Source organism: Roseibium sp. AS2 (assembly GCF_038900065.1).
Lineage (GTDB): Bacteria > Pseudomonadota > Alphaproteobacteria > Rhizobiales > Stappiaceae > Roseibium.
Genome location: NZ_JBBMQN010000005.1, coordinates 40,009 through 54,275, shown reverse-complemented (window position 1 = coordinate 54,275; position 14,267 = coordinate 40,009). Strand labels below are relative to the sequence as shown.

Below are 14,267 nucleotides of genomic sequence, written 5' to 3'. Positions count from 1 at the left end.
ATCGGTCCTTGCCGAGCGAATTCGCAAAGGGCTGCCGCCCGTCCATTGTTGCCGCCATTATCTTATCCTTTGTCTGAAATCCGTCCCTGGTCCAATTCGAAACACTGATCGAATTCCGCCGCGATTTCGGCGTTGGACGTGCCATACAGGAAAGTTCTACCGGACAAGATCTGCCTCAGGCTGTCGCGGAGGACCTTGTCTTCCTCCGTCATGCCGGTGGCGATATCATCCAATATGGTGATTTTCGCGTTTTTCAGAAGACCGCGCACCAGGGCGATGCGGCGGCGCTGCCCGGCGGAGAGCCTGGATCCGGCGACACCGACGTGGTAGCCGAAGCCCGCATACACGATCGGCTGACGCAGCCCGGTCTCCTCAACGATCGCCCGGATGACATCGTCAATGCGCCGGCGCGCGTCCCGGCGATCCACACGCGCGCGGCCGAAGATCAGGTTGTCCTCGATCGTCAGCGGCGGCAGGTAAACGTCCGGATCGAAGGCAACGAACTTGTCGTTGTTCCTGACCACGTCTTCCAGGAACCGCTTGCGCGCCTCGATGACTTCCGCCTTGAGGTCATCATCCATCACACCAAGACGGTGACGGGCGGGAACAAGCTTGAACGCGAGTCCGGTCAGCCGGGACCGGTCCGCGTCACTCAGGCCCGGGCGCTGCTGCCCCGACTTCGCGACCCGCACGATGCGCTCGAAATCGGGAATTTCGTCCAGCGTGATGAAGGAGTAGGCCCCCAGAAGACCGCTGTCGCCGGAAACGTTCGAGAACAGCTCCAGCATGGTTTCGGCGATCTTCAGGCCGATTTTCTGCAGTTTCTTGTCGAAGCCGGTTTCCGACAGGAAGGCCTTGACGTCCTCCAGGTCCGGCACCTGGTCCATCGTGATTTCCGGGTCGGAAGGCACAGCGAAGAAGAGGTTGTCCGCAAGGCTCGCACTGGCGTTGAACTTGTCACGGTGCCAGAGTTCGACGAGGCCCTTCAGCGAGGGTTCCTTGGCGATCCGGTCCGCCAGGCTCTTGCGCACGGTGAGGATCTTGTCGGCGAAGCCGTCGTCCAGCGACGGATCGAAGCGCGACTGCAGGCCGAGGCGGTAGATATCATTGTCGAGTCTCACCGCCTTGAGAAGGTCAAGAGCCTTCTGATCGAGCTGATTCTCGTTCTCTACCGACGCGGCCGGCAGATCCTCCCAGATGGCGTCGAGATCGTAGACGGGATTGAGGGTGAGCTTCGCCTCGCTGATACGGCGATTGTAGTTCCTGAGGTCCTCGCCCGTTCTTTCGGGTGGAACAAGAGGCCTGTGCCGAAGGCCGTAATAGAGATTGTCGCGGATGGTTCCGGTCCACACATGCACGGCACCGCCGACATAGGCGATCTCGCGGCCAAGCGTCGAATCGGTCAGCTTGTCGAGATCGTGGTCCCCGATGCATATCTTGCCCGAGGAAGGCGACACCAGCCCCGCTGCAAGCTGCAGCACTTCCGATCGCCCGGAGCCGTCGTGCCCGGCAATCGCGCTGGCGGTCCCCGCGGGAACGGTCAGTGAAATGTCCATGACCTCCTGGCCGGCGGCGCCACCTGAAAAGCTCACATTGTCGAACTTCAGATCGCCGCTGAGTTGGACCTTGTCATCCGCGGTGAGCCGCTCCGCGCCATAGATGTCCGGCGGATCGAAATTCTCGACGACCGTCTGATACTTGACGCTGACGTCGGCGGTCATCTGGTAGTACGACAGAAGCTCCTTCCACGGGCCGGCAAGATCCTTGTAGGCCGCGATAACCGCCAGCAACGCTCCGATGCTCAGATTGCCCTCGATCACCAGATACCCGCCGATCAGATAGAAAAAGAACGGCGTCAACTGGTTCATGAAGTTGTTCAGGAACTTGATCAGGAACTTCCGGTTGAAGATCTCGTAGCGGATCCTAAAATTCTCATACAGACGCTCGGATATGTCGGCCGAATGCCAGGCGGCTGCGTCGTTGGCATGGATCTCCGCCACGCCGGTAATGCTCTCGCCCACCTTGTCTGCAATCACGCGGACGTTGCGCACCCTCTGGCGCGACAGGATGACGACCCGCTTCTGCAAGTAAGGAATGACATAACCCTGAATGGGATAGGAGCTGATCGCGGCCAGGCCCAGCAATGGGTCCTGCATGAAGATAAACCCGATCTGCACAACCAGCATGCCGCCCTGATAGGCAGGAAGCGCGAAGGCCTCGCCGATAAACCCTCCGACATCCTCCACTTCCGACGTGATCATGGGAATGATCTCGCCGGAACTCACCTTCCTGAAATGAGGCAACCGGAAGCGCAGGACCCGCTGGAACAGTTCGAACCGCAAACGCCGCAGCATGCGCTCGCCCAGGCGCCCCTTGTAGACGTTCAGGTAAAACTTCAGACTGTTGGAAACGACAACCAGAAAAAGAAAGGTCAGACACAGCAGAACAAGATACGGGATCTGGTCGAAATCGAAGCCAAGTATAGCGCGTGGAAAATTGGCACCCTGAACTGCGTCATTGACGATGAGTTTCGGCAATTCCAGCAAAACATAGACCACCGGATAGGTGAGCACGGTGACCATGAGAATGAAGATCTGCTGCCTGGCACTGTATTTCCAAATAAAACCGAAAAGGCTCTTTTCCATCAGTCATCCAAACAGATAGGGATCAAACATATGCAAGCAGATCATATTTGGTATATTAGCAAACAGAGAACGAGGCGCCAGCCAGGATTAGCATTTGCAACAACCACTTTGAAAGGGTCCGCAGACCGTTCCTTGTCGATAGTTCCGTGTCAAGACATATCCGCGCGTGACAAAACCCGATCAATTGAGACATAAGCCTCGCAAGGCTGGTTTACAAATTCAGGGGCAGTATGAGTTCAAAGACGCCTAAGATCCTCATCTACAGCCATGATTCCTTCGGACTCGGTCACCTGCGGCGGTGCCGCGCAATCGCGCAGTCGCTCGTCGGTGACTTCGACACATTGTCCGTTCTGATCCTGTCCGGGTCGCCGATCATCGGCAGTTTCGAATTCCGGTCCCGCGTCGACTTTGTGCGCATCCCGGGGGTCATCAAGCTGCGCAATGGCGAGTACACGCCGTTGTCGCTGCATATCAACATCGACCAGACCCTCGCGATCCGGTCCTCCATCATCGAACACACGGCCAAGGTCTTCGATCCCGACATTTTCATCGTCGACAAGGAACCGCTCGGCCTGCGCGGCGAGGTGCTGCCGACTCTCGAGGCGCTCAGGGAAACCGACACCCGTCTGGTGCTCGGACTGCGCGACGTGATGGACGATCCCGAAATCCTCAAGGAGGAATGGGACCGGAAGAACGTCTATCCAGCGCTTCGGGACCTTTATGACGACATCTGGGTCTACGGTCCGCAGGACATCTGCAATCCGGTCGAGGGGATCGAACTGCCGGGCTCCGTGCAAGACAAACTGCGCTACACCGGGTTCCTGCGCCGCGAATTGCCCAAGTCCGCCCAAGACCTGCCGGCGCCGACCCCGTTCGACGAAGAGCCCTACATTCTGGTCACACCCGGCGGTGGCGGTGACGGCGTGGAAATGGTCGACTGGGTCATGCGCGCTTACGAAGCGCGGCAGATCCCCCTGTTTCCGGCGCTGATCGTGCTGGGACCGTTCATGCCCGCGGCGGCCGCCGCCCAGTTCAGCGAACGGGCCGAGCATCTTCGGGACGTAGAGATCATCCGCTTCACGCCGCAGATCGAGCCGTACCTCGCCAATGCCACAGCGATCGTGGGCATGGGCGGATACAACACCTTCTGCGAGATCCTGTCCTTCGACAAGCCGACGCTGATGGTCCCGCGCGTTGTCCCGCGCCGGGAACAGGCGATCCGGGCGGAGCGCGCGGAACAGAGCGGGCTGCTCAAGGTGCTGCCGATCGACCGCTATCCCGACCCCGACCTGATGGCCAAGGCCCTGTCGGACCTGCCGGAAATGGCATCGCCCTCCTCTGCCGGTGTCGACAATCTTCTCGGCGGCCTCGAAATCATCTCAACGCGCGTCGGAGAGATCTTCGACGAGCAACAGGTGACCAGCCGCAAGCTTGTCAATTTCTGAGACCTCGCCGGAAGCACCCCTCCCCCGTTCAAGAGCTGAGCAATGTCCCGAGTTGCCATCGTCGTCAAAGGCTACCCGCGCCTGTCCGAAACCTTTATCGCTCAGGAGATCCTTGGGCTGGAGCGGCGCGGCATCGGCGTTCTCATCGTTGCCCTGCGCAAGCCATACGATCCGTTCATCCACGACCTTCACCGGCAGATTTCCGCTGACGTGATGTATCTGCCCGAATATGTCAGGGACGATCCCGCGCGCGTTGCCCGCGCCAGGCGCTGGGCTGAAAAACAGCCGACCTACCAGGATGCCAAGGCGCAGTTCGATGCCGATTTCGCGCGCCAGTCCAACGCGGACCGGCAACGGCGCTGGGCCCAGGGCTGCGTGTTCGCCCATGAACTTCCCGACGACATCACCTGGATCTACACCCACTACCTGCACACGCCCTGCTCGGCGGCTCGGTACGCCGCGCACATTGCCGGTCTGCCCTGGTCCTTTTCCGCCCATGCCAAGGACATCTGGACCAGTCCGGAGTGGGATCTCAGGACCAAGATCAACGATGCCGCCTGGGGCGTGACCTGCACCGCCGTCAACGCCGCGCACCTGAAAGGCCTCGCCGACGACCCGGCCAAGGTGGAGCTGCTTTATCACGGTCTCGATTTCTCCGGGTTCCCAGAGCCGTCCGGCACTCCGTCCACCCGGGATGGAAGCGGCGCCCCCGTGCGCCTGGTCTCCGTCGGCCGCGCCGTGGAGAAGAAAGGCTATGACGATCTGCTCGAGGCCCTGTCCAGGCTGCCGGCCGATCTCGACTGGACCTTCACCCATATCGGCGGCGGCGAGCTGTCGGACGCCCTGAAAACGCAGGCTGATGCGCTCGGGGTGTCCGGACGGATTACCTGGCGGGGCGCGCAGCCGCGCGAAGAGGTGATCGCCGCCTGCCGGGAGGCCGATCTGTTCGTATTGCCATCCAAGCTTGCCAGGACCGGTGACCGGGACGGTCTGCCGAACGTGCTCATGGAAGCCCAGTCGATGGGCCTGTGCTGTCTTTCCACCAGGGTATCGGCAATCCCCGAACTGATCGTCGACGGCGAGACCGGCGTGCTGGTCGAACCGGGAGCGCCCGAAGACCTGGCAAGCGCCATGACCCGGCTGATCCGGTCCCCGGACCAACGGCAAAGATACGGCCTGGCGGCGTCAAAGCGGGTCCGCTCGGAGTTTTCCACCGACCCCGGCCTAGACCGCCTCGCGGAGAAATTCCGCAAGGTGCTGTGACGCCCTCTCGTCTTGAATGTCCGCAGACCCCCGGGATGCCCATGAAAATCGCCTTCACCGCGCCGATGAAGCCCCTGGACCACCCCGTTCCCTCCGGTGACCGCACCATGGGGCGCCTCATCGTGAAAGCGCTTGAAAGCATCGGCCATGACGTTACGGTGGCCAGCCGCTTCCGGTCCTGGCGCAAGGACGGCAGCGACGCCATCCAGGCGCAGGTGCGGACGCAGGCGCTTGAGGAAGCGGAGCGGATTGCAGGAGACTGGGAGCGGACGGGCTACCGGCCGGATCTCATCCTGACCTATCATCTCTATCACAAGGCACCGGACTGGATTGGACCGGCGCTGGCGGACCGGTTCGACCTGCCCTATGCGATCGTGGAAGCCAGCCGCGCTCCGAAACGCCGCACCGGTGACTGGGCCCTGGGCTTTGCCGCAGCCGACAGCGCCCTGGAGCGCGCCGACGCGGTCGCGGCAATTCACAATGCGGACGCCGCATGCCTTGCGGAGGTCGTGCCGCACCAGCGCCTGTCGGTTCTGCTGCCCTTTCTGGATGCCGAGCCGTATCTTGAGGCCTCGACCGCCGCCAAGCCGCTGGCGGCCCTGCCCCTCAAGCTGCTGGCCGTCGGCATGATGCGCGCGGGCGACAAGGAGCGGTCCTACGAAATCCTGGCCGATGCTCTTGAGCGGGTTCGCACTCTGCCCTGGCATCTGACGATTGCCGGCGACGGACCGGTCCTGGACCGTGTGCGCGGACTGTTTCCGCCCGAAAGGGTGACCTTTCTCGGCGCGCTTTCACCAGACGCCCTGCCGGCGCTCTACGCCCGTCACGATCTTCTGGTGTGGCCCGCCATCCGGGAGGCGTTCGGCCTGGTTCTGCTGGAAGCCCAGGCCGCCGGGCTCGGCGTCGTCGCTGGCGACACCTTCGGCGTTCCCGACATCGTCCGCGACGGAGAAACGGGATTGCTGTCGCCGGAAGGCGATGCCGCCGCGCTTGCGGTGAACCTGCGCCGCGTGCTGGAAGAGCCGGAACTCGCCGACCGGCTTGGCTCCGCCGCGCGGCAGCATATTCTCGATCTGCACAGTCTGTCGTCGGGAGCGGCCCGGCTGGAAGCCCTCGCGGAAAAGGCGGTGCGTAACCATGCCCGGCGCAGAGAGGCCTCAAAGTCGTGAGCCTGAAAGCCTTCATTCACGTGCAGCATCTGCTGGGGACCGGCCACGTGGTCCGGGCAGCAGGCATCGGCAAGGCGCTTGCGGCTTCCGGCGTCGAGGTGACGCTTGCCAGCGGCAACCGGATCCCGCCGACATTGGACACCGGCCCGCTGGACGTGATCGAGCTGCCGGCCTGCAAAAGTCCGGACGCCGCCTTCAAGCAGCTTGTCACACTGGAAGGTGAAGCTGTTGACGATGCTTGGAAATCCGCCAGGGTTCATGCATCGATTCAAGCTTTCGAGAAACAGGATTACGATCTGCTCCTGACCGAGACCTATCCGTTCGGGCGGCGCCAGCTGGATTTCGAACTGGCACCGCTGCTGGATACAGCCAGGGCACGGTCGAGACCTCCGCTGATCGCCACGTCCATCCGCGATATCCTGGTGCGCAAGAAGGAGCTTTGGAAAGAGCGCTGGATGGCCGACCAGGCGCTGAAATACTACGACCGCATCCTGGTCCATTCCGATCCGGACTTCATCGCTCTGGCCGACAGTTTTCCGTTTGCCGACGACGTTGATCACCTGGTGCGCTACACTGGTTATGTCGGCGGTGCGCCGCGTCCGGTTTTCGGCAGCCGCGACGGCGCGGACGAGGTGATCGTGTCCTGCGGCGGCGGCGCCGTTGCCGGGGCGCTGCTGTCGGCGGTGCTTGACGCAAGGCCCCTGTCCAGACGGGCGGAGGACACGCCCTGGCGGGTCCTGATCGGGCACGACATTTCCGACGACGCCTTTGCCATCTATCGGCAGAGCGCGGCGGAGGGCATCCTTGTCGAACGGGCCCGCAAGGACTTCCCGGAGCTGTTGAAACACGCGCGTCTTTCGGTCAGCCAGGCAGGCTACAACACCGTGCTCGACATTCTGGTCGCGGGTGTCCCGGCCGTCTTCGTGCCGTTCGCCCAGGCCAACGAGACCGAGCAGACCCAGCGCGCCGATGCCCTTGCCCGCCATGGCCGGGCAATTGTCACGCCGGAAACGGGCCTGACACCGGAACGGCTGGCGGCGGCAATCGACGATGCCCTCGCCCTGCCCCGCAGCACGCATGCCGTCCGGCTGGGCGGGGCTGAAGAAAGTGCTCGCGTTCTGCTCGCCGACCTGCAAGACAGACAGTCATGACCTCCGACCTCCAGCGGTTCCGGGACGATCTGACCCGCCATCTCGACTGGTTCGCCGAGCGCGGCCGCAAGGTGCGGTTCTGGTGGCGCGACGACGATGCCATCGAGCCGACGCCTGCCCTCGACCGCATGCTGGAGCTCGCCAACCGGCACCAGGTCGACATCGCCCTCGCCGTCATTCCGAAAACCGCGACGCAGACGCTGGCGGAGCGGCTCGCCGATGAACCGCATGCGCTGGTTCTGCAGCACGGCTGGCAGCATCGGAATTTCCAGCGCAAGGATCTCGGTGAAAAGGCGGCCGAACTCGGCACAAGGCGCGATCCGGCCGACCTGATGGTACAGCTTTCCGACGGCAAGGCGCGGCTAACGGATCTGTTCGGTGACAGGTTCATCGCCGCCATGGTACCTCCCTGGAACCGGATCGCCCCGGAGATCTCCCGCCGCCTGCCGGACATCGGCCTGACGGGCCTCTCAAGCTTTACCTGGTTCAATTTCCCCCGGGCCCATCAGGTCCAGTCCCATGTTGACATCATCAAGTGGAAAAAGGATGTCCGTTTCATCGGCTGGGAAAGCGCCCGCCTGCGCTTCGACCTGCAGATGACCCGGCGGCGCAACACCGATGGCGAGCCGCTCGGCCTGCTGACCCACCATCTGGTGCATGACGACGGCTGTTTTGAATTTCTCGGGGAATTTCTGGCGATTGCCGCGCACCATGAGGGCGCGGACTGGCCGGGTGTGAAGGGGCTGTTCGCGGAGCACGCCGGCGGACCTCCGGAGAAGGCCACAGGATGACGGACACGCTTTTCCTGCTCGCTCCCGGGTTCAAAGATCCGGACTATCCGGGCAAGACCTTTTATTGCTGGCACTGTGCACTGATGGAAGGTGTTCTCGCTTCCTGTCCCGCCCTCGGCGCAAGGCTTAATGTCCGCCGGATTGCCTGGCCGATACCACGGGGTGAACTGGTGAACCTGCTTGGCGAAGACAATCAGAGCCTGCCGGTGCTGGTTCTCTCAGAAGGCGGGTTCATCAACGACAAGGACGCCATCCTGACGGCCCTCACCGAGCGCCATGGATTTCCGCACCCGCATCCGTAGCCCAAATTCCGTCCAAGGCACCCTCACCGTGGCGAAGCGCAGACCCCGACCGGTCAGGACAGAATTGGCCGGAGGGAGCATCGGAAAGCCGGTTCCAGAATTCGTCACGAATTCCGAAATTACTCTGCCGCCTCAACCTGCACTGCGCGCAGCCTGTTGCCGTATTCACGCCTGAGCAGCACCAGTTTGGGATCGATATAGCTTTTGCAGAAAGGCCGCTCAGGGCCGTTTGCGAAATAGTTGCGGAAGCGCTCGTCAGAGGCCTTGAAGTCGGCGAGCGTCAGCACGCTGGTCACCAGCGGTTCGTCGAAGCCGTGCTGCAGGTCGCGCAGGATACGGCCGACCTTCACCCCCGTGCCGGCGTCATAGACATAGACCGCGCTGCGGTATTTGCCGCGCAGCTTGTGGCGGGAGGTGCTGGAATGGGTTCGGAGATGGATCTCGATCAGAACCTCCAGAGGCAGTGCCGCCGGATCGAAGGTCACGACCACGGCTTCGGACCATGCGTCCTCCGGCGGATCGGAGCGGATGAAGCCCTGGTCCACGTTCGAAATGCCGGCGATTGCCTGAAAGACGGCCTCGGTGCACCAATGGCACCCGCCGCCGAGCCCGATCCTCACCACCGTTCTCCTTCGAGATATCTCAAGGCGACGAGTGTGCCGTCAGATGGCCGCGCTGGGAAACGGCTTGTCAGAGATTCCCCCAAAGGAGTCGGGGAAAGTGCGGAAGGTTGGGCTACGGCCGTTTTCCACCCGGCATCCCCGGTCTTGAGCTGGGCTCGTCCAAGTGGTCCCGGATCAAGTCCGGGACGGAGCTGCGGGCTGGGCACTCGCAAGTTGCTATCGACACAAGCCATGAATTCACAGCCGTCCCGTTCTCATATGAAGTCCAATCGGCAAACAGGAGCCGACCATGTCCGGTCATGACCACGACCACGATCATTCCGACCCTTGCGAGATCGAGCTGCGCGTCAGGCGCTGGACACGCTTCTGAGCGAAAAGGGTCACATCGACCCGTCCGCCCTGGATGTGCCGCCCAGACCTTCCGCCAGCTTACGGTCTTCCGCGGGGCGCAGCTTTAAAAGAACGAACCCGGCGATCAGCGTCATGCCGACATGTCCGACAAAAGACGACTGGGTATAGGCCCCGAAGCCCATCATGAATGTGCGGCCGACCAATGGCGCAAGCAGGCCCTGCGCGACGAACCACAGGACCACACCAGCGACCGCGCCCGCGAGGACCAGGTTCAGCCTGGTGATCATGTGGGTCACAAGCACGAAGGCGGAAAATCCGATGGCGCCGACGCAAAAATGCACGAGAAATCCGATCCAGTAAGGCAGACTGACACCCAGGCCGAGGTTCGCCAATGCAACGATCAGATTTGCCGGCTGCAGGACCACCCCGAAAATGAGCGGAGATATGAACCAGGCATAGACCTCGAACGCGATTTCAGCCACCAGGCCGGCAAGGATGAGATTTCGGAGTGTTATGGACATGGACGTTCTGACTTCCTTCATGGGACAGGTCGTTGCGATATCTTCGCTGCGGCAGATATGCACGCCGGTCCCGTTGCATAAGAGCGGATCTCCTCAACGTGAACGCGGTTCATATCGCGTGATTGCCGTGCAGCAGGACCGGACGGTCGCGCGCGCGCGCAGCAGCTCTCTTGCCCGCATGCCGATGCTGAGCTGAATCAGGCCGTTCTTGTCTCGACAGCCGCTCCCTCAATTGACAGCACCGGGGCCGCATCCTCATATGAGAGACGCCCAGTTCAAGGAGCCGCCCATGTCCGGTCATGACCACGACCACGATCATTCCAACCTTTCCGAGATCGAGTTGCGCGTCAGGGCGCTGGAAACGCTTCTGAGCGAAAAGGGCTACATCGACCCGCCCGCCCTGGATGCGCTGATCGAGACCTACGAGACGAAGATCGGTCCGAAGAACGGCGCGCGCGTGGTGGTCAAGGCCTGGACGGACCCGGAATACCGGGACAGACTTTTGAACGACGCCACGGCAGCGATTGCCGAACTCGGTTTCACCGGGCGCCAGGGCGAACACATGGTCGCGGTGGAGAACACCGGGACCACCCACAACATGGTCGTGTGCACCTTGTGCTCCTGTTATCCGTGGACGGTGCTCGGCCTGCCGCCGGTCTGGTACAAATCCGCGCCCTACCGTTCGCGCGCGGTGCGTGACCCGCGCGGCGTTCTGGACGAATTCGGCGTGAAACTGCCTGAGGGCAAGGACATCAAGGTCTGGGATTCGACCGCGGAAATCCGCTACCTGGTGATACCGGAACGCCCGCCCGGCACCGGGGACTGGGACGAGGAGCGGCTGGCCGGCCTGGTCACCCGGGACAGCATGATCGGAACCGGCCTTGCCATCGATCCACGCGCGAAGGAGCCGGTGGCATGAACGGCGCGCAGGATCTCGGCGGTCAGATGGGGTTCGGCCCGATCGAACGGGACGACGGCTTGAATTTCCATGCACGCTGGGAGGAGCGCGCCTTCGCGGTGACCCTGGCCATGGGCGCGACCGGAGCCTGGACGCTGGACGCCTCGCGCTTTGCGCGGGAATCCCTGCCTCCGGCCGAATATCTGTCGGCAAGCTATTACGAGATCTGGGCCAAGGGACTGGAAAAGCTGGTCGTGACCCACGGCCTCGTCACCGACGAGGAACTGAAACAGGGCAAGGTGCTGGTCGGGCCGAAACAGGTCAAACGGGTGCTGAAGGCCGAAGATGTCGCAAATGTCCTGGCCAAAGGCGCGGCGGTCGACCGGCCCGAACACCAGCCGGCCCGTTACCGTGTCGGCGACAGGGTCCGGACCAGGCGCATGCATCCCGAACACCACACGCGCCTGCCGCGCTACGCCCGCGATGCCGTCGGCAGTGTCGAGGCGGTTCACGGTGTGCATGTCTTTCCGGATACAAATGCCCACAGACAAGGCGAACAGCCCGCCTGGCTTTACGGCGTCACCTTCAAGGGACGGGATATCTGGGGCCCGGACAGCGACCCGGCGCTGAGCCTGCGCCTCGATCTGTGGGAGCCTTACCTTGACCTTGCCTGACGACATGCCCGTGCCGCCACGCCTGCCGCTGGACCAGGACGGCGGGCCTGTGTTCAGCGCCCCCTGGGAGGCCCGGGTCTTTGCCATGACGGTCAAGGCCCATCAGGCCGGCGTGTTTTCCTGGAGCGAATGGGCCGAGGCACTCGGAGCGGAACTGGCGCTTGACGGGATGGACGACAGCGGCGACGCATTGACCGGCTATTACGACCACTGGCTGGCCGCGTTCGAAAAGCTGCTGACCGCAAAGGGCGTTGCCGGTCCGAGGCAACTCGCCGATCTCAGGACTGCCTGGGACAGGGCCGCCTGCGCGACACCCCACGGGCAGCCAATCGAACTTGAAAAGATCTGAGGCATCATGCATCTGAAGGTTCCCCCTGTCGCCGTCTTCCTGATCGCTGCCGGCCTGCTGGCCGCCGGAGCCTGGCTGCTGCCGGTGCTGAATGTCGCAGCGCCCGGAAGGCTGGTTCCAGCGGCCTTGCTCGCCCTTGCAGGGATGGTCCCGGCCCTTCAGGCGGTCAGGGCGTTTGTGAAGAAGAAGACCACGTTCAATCCGATGGCACCGGACCGTGCGACCACGCTGGTCAGCGGCGGCATCTTCCGCTTCAGCCGCAACCCGATGTATCTCGGCCTCGCCTGCCTGCTGATGGCGCTGGCCCTGTATCTCGGCACGCTGACAGCGGTGGCGATCGTGCCCGGTTTCGTCTGGTACATGACAGAATTCCAGATCAGGCCCGAGGAAGACAGCCTGCGCAAACTCTTCGGCGACGCCTATGACGATTACCGGGCGCAGGTCCGGCGCTGGATCTGATGCCATGTCCGGTCGCGGCCAGACAGGATCATTCGCCCAGATAAAGTCCGCTGCGCGCCTTGTAGGCGTCGGCGGCGAACCTCAGGAAGGCACGGATCCTGGCGACGTTCCTCAGGTCCGGATGGGTCAGGATCCAGATGTCGAAATAGCGTGACGGCTCGACCCCCGGCAGGCGGATCAGGTCCGGATCCATGTCCCCCAGAAAACACGGCAGCCGGCCGATCCCCATGGCCGCCCGGACCGCCGCGTGCTTGGTGACCATATCGTCGGTTACGGTCGCGACTTCGCCATTGGGGAAGCGCGCGCGCAGTTCCTTCGGCACCTTGTTGCCCCACCACTTGAACGCGACAAAGGGCACGCGCCGGGACGTTGCCGTCTCCACCAGCGCGTCCCCGTGGCGGCGGGCAAATTCCCGCGACACATAAAAACACCGGTTCTGGCCGGTGGCGCGGCGTCCGAACAGGGTCTCATCCGGCTTGTCGGTGACGCGCACGGCGATATCCGCTTCGCGCCGGTGCAGGCTGAGGATCTCGTTGGCCGCGTTCATGGTCACGTCGATCTGCGGATGCTGTTCCTTGAACCGGGCGACGATGTCGGCAAGCTGGACCTGATAGATCAGTTGCGCGGCGGTCACCCTGAGCGGTCCTTCCAGGTCCGCGTCCCGCGCCGTCATCCGTGTGTCGAGATCGACCAGCTCCGCGGCCATCCGTGTTGCCGCCAGAACCGCCAGGTCCCCTGCCGCGGTCGGCCGGAAACCGTCGGGCAAGCGGTCGAACAGCCGCGTGCCGAGCCGGTCCTCCAGCGCCGACAACCGGCGCGAGACGGTGGAATGCGTCACGCTCAGCGTGCGCGCCGCCCGGGTCACATTGCCCGCCTTGGCAATGGCGAGCACGAATTTCAAATCATCCCAGTTATCCATGCTGTGCATATTTGCACATGGGTGTTACATATTTGAAGAATTTTTCGCATGCCCCATCCCGGCTAGTGTTCGCATATCGAAACCGAAGGAGAATTCGACATGCCCGTTCAAGCCCTCGCCCTGATCACCGTCACCGACAAGGAGACCCTTCTGGCCTATCGCGAGAAGGCCGCCGAAGCGCTTGCCAAACACGGCGGCAGTGTCGTCGCCGCCGACCCGGAACCGCTGGTTCTGGAAGCTGCCTTTGAAACCCCGAACGTTGCCGCCCTGCTGTCCTTCCCGGACGCGGACGCCGCGAAGGCCTGGCGCGCGGACCCGGACCTTGCCGATATTCATGCCCTGCGCAACACCGGCGGCAAGTCGACGATCGTGGTGCTGCCGGGCTGAGGCGCCTGCGCGGCGGCACATGACCGCTTAGACCGGCGTTCCCCCGGGCAAGCAAAGCCGAACCCTGGGGGACGCCTTGACTGTATGCCCCATGACACGCCATCCGGATCGGCCTGTCCGGTCATATGCGGCCGCACTCCCTCACGGGGGGACTGAAGCCCGGATTGCCCCCCGCCTGCCTGTTCCCAAGGCAGCGCACTGCGCCCGTGTCCATTCTTTAGGCGGCTTTGCGGAGACGGGCCCGAAAGACCCCCGTTTTGCCCATCCTGACGTGGCACAAAACTTGCGTTTTCTCTCAATGTCAAAAGCCGTATTGGGGA

General features: G+C 62.9%; 16 protein-coding genes. 12 read left to right on the top strand and 4 right to left on the bottom strand.

Annotation, left to right across the window (positions count from 1 at the left end; all coding sequences use genetic code 11):
• Positions 1-62: 62 nt before the first annotated feature.
• Positions 63-2,645: an ATP-binding cassette domain-containing protein gene (locus WNZ15_RS15340; RefSeq protein WP_342893872.1), complete on the bottom strand. Its 2,583-nt coding sequence runs from the start codon at positions 2,643-2,645 to the stop codon at positions 63-65.
• Between the two features lie 230 nt (positions 2,646-2,875).
• On the opposite strand from WNZ15_RS15340, the gene WNZ15_RS15335 reads away from it, so the two are divergent.
• From WNZ15_RS15335 to WNZ15_RS15310, 6 genes are read left to right on the top strand one after another with little or no spacing between them, the layout of a single operon-like run.
• Positions 2,876-4,090 carry a glycosyltransferase gene (locus WNZ15_RS15335; protein WP_342893871.1) on the top strand — a complete coding sequence of 405 codons (1,215 nt, stop codon included), beginning with the start codon at positions 2,876-2,878 and terminating at the stop codon, positions 4,088-4,090.
• Between the two features lie 42 nt (positions 4,091-4,132).
• The gene (locus tag WNZ15_RS15330) at positions 4,133-5,353 is read left to right on the top strand and encodes a glycosyltransferase family 4 protein (protein ID WP_342893870.1); all 1,221 of its coding nucleotides are present in this window, start codon (positions 4,133-4,135) and stop codon (positions 5,351-5,353) included.
• A gap of 41 nt (positions 5,354-5,394) precedes the next feature.
• Positions 5,395-6,522, top strand: a complete 1,128-nt coding sequence (locus WNZ15_RS15325; protein WP_342893869.1) for a glycosyltransferase family 4 protein — start codon at positions 5,395-5,397, stop codon at positions 6,520-6,522.
• Positions 6,519-7,673 carry a glycosyltransferase gene (locus tag WNZ15_RS15320; RefSeq protein WP_342893868.1) on the top strand — a complete coding sequence of 385 codons (1,155 nt, stop codon included), beginning with the start codon at positions 6,519-6,521 and terminating at the stop codon, positions 7,671-7,673. The genes WNZ15_RS15325 and WNZ15_RS15320 overlap by 4 nt, the downstream gene beginning before the upstream one ends.
• The gene (locus tag WNZ15_RS15315) at positions 7,670-8,464 is read left to right on the top strand and encodes a polysaccharide deacetylase family protein (RefSeq protein ID WP_342893867.1); all 795 of its coding nucleotides are present in this window, start codon (positions 7,670-7,672) and stop codon (positions 8,462-8,464) included. Before WNZ15_RS15320 ends, WNZ15_RS15315 begins: the two co-directional genes overlap by 4 nt.
• Positions 8,461-8,766: a DUF3088 domain-containing protein gene (locus tag WNZ15_RS15310; protein WP_342893866.1), complete on the top strand. Its 306-nt coding sequence runs from the start codon at positions 8,461-8,463 to the stop codon at positions 8,764-8,766. The genes WNZ15_RS15315 and WNZ15_RS15310 overlap by 4 nt, the downstream gene beginning before the upstream one ends.
• A gap of 119 nt (positions 8,767-8,885) precedes the next feature.
• On the opposite strand, the gene WNZ15_RS15305 is transcribed toward WNZ15_RS15310, so the two are convergent.
• A complete protein-coding gene (locus WNZ15_RS15305; protein WP_342893865.1) occupies positions 8,886-9,386 on the bottom strand; it encodes a peptide-methionine (S)-S-oxide reductase in 501 nt (166 codons plus the stop codon).
• 383 nt (positions 9,387-9,769) lie between these two features.
• On the bottom strand, positions 9,770-10,261 hold the full coding sequence (locus WNZ15_RS15300; RefSeq protein WP_342893864.1) for a hypothetical protein: 492 nt from the start codon (positions 10,259-10,261) through the stop codon (positions 9,770-9,772).
• On the opposite strand from WNZ15_RS15300, the gene WNZ15_RS15295 reads away from it, so the two are divergent.
• The 5 genes from WNZ15_RS15295 to WNZ15_RS15275 all read left to right on the top strand — a co-directional run bounded on the left by WNZ15_RS15295 (position 10,260) and on the right by WNZ15_RS15275 (position 12,641).
• Entirely contained in the window at positions 10,260-10,457 is a 198-nt protein-coding gene (locus WNZ15_RS15295; protein ID WP_342893863.1) for a hypothetical protein, read from the top strand. The genes WNZ15_RS15300 and WNZ15_RS15295 overlap by 2 nt on opposite strands.
• Before the next feature lie 93 nt (positions 10,458-10,550).
• Positions 10,551-11,180, top strand: a complete 630-nt coding sequence (gene nthA / locus WNZ15_RS15290) for a nitrile hydratase subunit alpha (protein WP_342893862.1) — start codon at positions 10,551-10,553, stop codon at positions 11,178-11,180.
• The gene (gene nthB, locus WNZ15_RS15285; protein WP_342893861.1) at positions 11,177-11,833 is read left to right on the top strand and encodes a nitrile hydratase subunit beta; all 657 of its coding nucleotides are present in this window, start codon (positions 11,177-11,179) and stop codon (positions 11,831-11,833) included. Before nthA ends, nthB begins: the two co-directional genes overlap by 4 nt.
• Before the next feature lie 4 nt (positions 11,834-11,837).
• Positions 11,838-12,182 carry a nitrile hydratase accessory protein gene (locus WNZ15_RS15280; protein ID WP_342894359.1) on the top strand — a complete coding sequence of 115 codons (345 nt, stop codon included), beginning with the start codon at positions 11,838-11,840 and terminating at the stop codon, positions 12,180-12,182.
• Positions 12,183-12,188: 6 nt separating this feature from the next.
• On the top strand, positions 12,189-12,641 hold the full coding sequence (locus WNZ15_RS15275; protein WP_342893860.1) for an isoprenylcysteine carboxylmethyltransferase family protein: 453 nt from the start codon (positions 12,189-12,191) through the stop codon (positions 12,639-12,641).
• Between the two features lie 28 nt (positions 12,642-12,669).
• Here WNZ15_RS15275 and WNZ15_RS15270 read toward each other — a convergent pair whose 3' ends face one another.
• The gene (locus tag WNZ15_RS15270; RefSeq protein WP_342893859.1) at positions 12,670-13,560 is read right to left on the bottom strand and encodes a LysR family transcriptional regulator; all 891 of its coding nucleotides are present in this window, start codon (positions 13,558-13,560) and stop codon (positions 12,670-12,672) included.
• A 99-nt stretch (positions 13,561-13,659) separates the two neighbouring features.
• Between WNZ15_RS15270 and WNZ15_RS15265 the strand changes: the two genes are divergently transcribed.
• On the top strand, positions 13,660-13,947 hold the full coding sequence (locus tag WNZ15_RS15265; protein ID WP_342893858.1) for a DUF1330 domain-containing protein: 288 nt from the start codon (positions 13,660-13,662) through the stop codon (positions 13,945-13,947).
• Positions 13,948-14,267: the final 320 nt, after the last annotated feature.